This is a genomic window from Nocardioides sp., from assembly GCF_035703625.1.
Lineage (GTDB): Bacteria > Actinomycetota > Actinomycetes > Propionibacteriales > Nocardioidaceae > Nocardioides.
The window spans coordinates 1-2,111 of record NZ_DASSXS010000281.1 but is presented as its reverse complement, the minus strand read 5'-3'; the positions used below and the strand labels follow the sequence as shown (position 1 = coordinate 2,111).

Below are 2,111 nucleotides of genomic sequence, written 5' to 3'. Positions count from 1 at the left end.
GTAGGACTCCTGGCCGGCCAGCCCGATGAACAGGACCGGCACGATGGTCGCGGCGGACACGAGCGGGAACATGATCCGGGCGCCGTACCGGTCGGTCAGGGCACCGACCGGGATCCGGCCGAGGGCACCGACGATGACGGGGACGGCGACGAGCAGGGCGACGTCGGACTCCGAGAGGGACCCGAGCTGGCCGGTCACGCGGTAGAGCGGGCCGAGCGGGCTCAGCAACGCCCATGCCCAGAAGTTGACGGCGAATCCCACAGTCGCGACCGCGAGCATCACGACGGGACCGCGGCTGCGGGCGCCGGCGCGATCCTGGGTCACCGGACCCGAGTCCGACGGTGTGGTCACGAAGTGCTCCCCTCGAGGGTCGCAACCACCTTGGCAAAGACGCACACCTGTTGGAACCCCTTCCTCGGTGGGTCGGTCGGACGGAGACCGGCCGTGCCCCACGATCTCGTCCGGGCGGCTGCGGTGGAGGTGCCGTCCTGCCCCCGTGAGCGGGACCAAAGGCCCGAGCCGTGACGGCGTTCGGGTCGCATGCTGGGGACATGAGCGCCCACACCATTCCGAGCGGAGCCGTTGTCGTAGGGGTCGACGGGTCGCCGTCCGCCCTGCAGGCCATCGACTGGGCGGCCTGTCAGGCCGAGCGCGAGCACCGGCCGCTCGTCCTGCTGCACGCCTACCGGGCACTCGACACCCAGGCCAACCTCTGGCTGGTGCGGGCGGGCGCCGACGTCGCCGAGGTCGTCGGCCAGGTCGAAGGCGCGGCCCGGGCCCTGGTCGAGGACGTCGCGGGCCTCACCCGGGAGAGCCACCCGGAACTGGCGGTCACCACCTCCCTGCGCGCCGCCGATCCCCGGCAGGCGCTGCTCGACGTCGCGGACCGCGCCTCCCTGATCGTGGTGGGGTCCCGGGGCCGCGGACCGGTCCGCACCCTGTTGCTGGGGTCGACCAGTGTCGCCGTCGCGAGCCATGCGACGTGCCCGGTGGTCGTGGTCCGGCCCCACCACCCCGGGGAGGTACGCCGCGGGGTCCTGGTCGGCGTGGACGGGACCGACCGATGCCGGGCGACCCTGGAGTTCGCCTACCGACAGGCCGCGCTCCAGGACCTGCCCCTGACCGTGCTGCACACGTACTGGGACGCTGCGAAGCTCACCCCGGCGAGCACCCCCCGGCTCACCGGCGACGACGAGGCTGACCGACTGTTGCTCGCGGAGTCGGTCAGCGGGATGGGTGAGGAGTACCCCGAGGTGCGGGTCCAGCTCCAGCTCGCACCCGGCCTCCCCGACGCCGCCCTGCTCCATGCCTCGGCCCACATGAATCTGGTGGTCGTCGGCCGGCACCCCGGACATGGTCTGGCCCGGGGCACTTTCGGCGGGATCGCCCGCTCGGTCGTGGAGCACGCGCCGACGATCGTCGCCGTCGTGCCCGACTGACCGAGTGATCCGGTAGAAACAGAGCATGGACACCGACAGGATCCGCGTCTTCCTTCTCGACGACCACGAGATCGTCCGCCGTGGCCTGCACGACCTCCTCGAGAGCGAGGGCGACATCGAGATCGTCGGTGAGTCCGGCAGCGCCCGCGAGGCGACGGCCAGGATCCCGGCCCTCCGCCCCGACGTCGCGGTGCTGGACGCCCGGCTCCCCGACGGCAGCGGCATCGACGTGTGCCGCGACGTTCGCTCGACCGACCCGACGATCAAGGCGCTGATCCTGACCAGCTACGACGACGACGAGGCACTGTTCGCCGCGATCATGGCCGGCGCCGCGGGTTACGTCCTCAAGCAGGTCGGCGCGGGCGACCTCGTCGACAGCGTGCGTCGCGTGGCCGCCGGCCAGTCACTCATCGACCCACAGCTCATGGCCAGGGTGCTCGAGCGGGTGCGCAGCGGACCTCCCCAGCACGAGGAGCTGGCCGACCTGACGGAGCAGGAGCGCAAGATCCTGGCCCTGATCGCCGAGGGGATGACCAACCGGCAGATCGGCGAGCGGCTGTTCCTCGCCGAGAAGACGGTGAAGAACTACGTGTCGAGCATCCTGGCCAAGCTCGGCCTCGAGCGGCGCACCCAGGCCGCCGTACTCGCCTCCAAGCTGCTCCGCGGCTAGCG

Annotated in this window: 3 protein-coding genes; 2 read left to right on the top strand and 1 reads right to left on the bottom strand. The window is 71.8% G+C overall.

Annotation, left to right across the window (positions count from 1 at the left end; translation table 11 throughout):
- Positions 1-351, bottom strand: a 351-nt coding sequence (locus VFN12_RS14705) for an MFS transporter (protein ID WP_325119481.1), incomplete at its 3' end; no start/stop codon positions are given.
- Positions 352-551: 200 nt separating this feature from the next.
- Between VFN12_RS14705 and VFN12_RS14700 the strand changes: the two genes are divergently transcribed.
- Positions 552-1,439 carry a universal stress protein gene (locus VFN12_RS14700; protein WP_325119480.1) on the top strand — a complete coding sequence of 296 codons (888 nt, stop codon included), beginning with the start codon at positions 552-554 and terminating at the stop codon, positions 1,437-1,439.
- Positions 1,440-1,464: 25 nt separating this feature from the next.
- Positions 1,465-2,109: a response regulator transcription factor gene (locus VFN12_RS14695; protein WP_325119479.1), complete on the top strand. Its 645-nt coding sequence runs from the start codon at positions 1,465-1,467 to the stop codon at positions 2,107-2,109.
- Positions 2,110-2,111: the final 2 nt, after the last annotated feature.

Excerpts from the sequence above, each read along its gene's own strand:
- VFN12_RS14700 (WP_325119480.1), top strand. The coding sequence starts at position 552 with ATGAGCGCCCACACCATTCCGAGCGGAGCCGTTGTCGTAGGGGTCGAC.
- VFN12_RS14695 (WP_325119479.1), top strand. The coding sequence starts at position 1,465 with ATGGACACCGACAGGATCCGCGTCTTCCTTCTCGACGACCACGAGATC.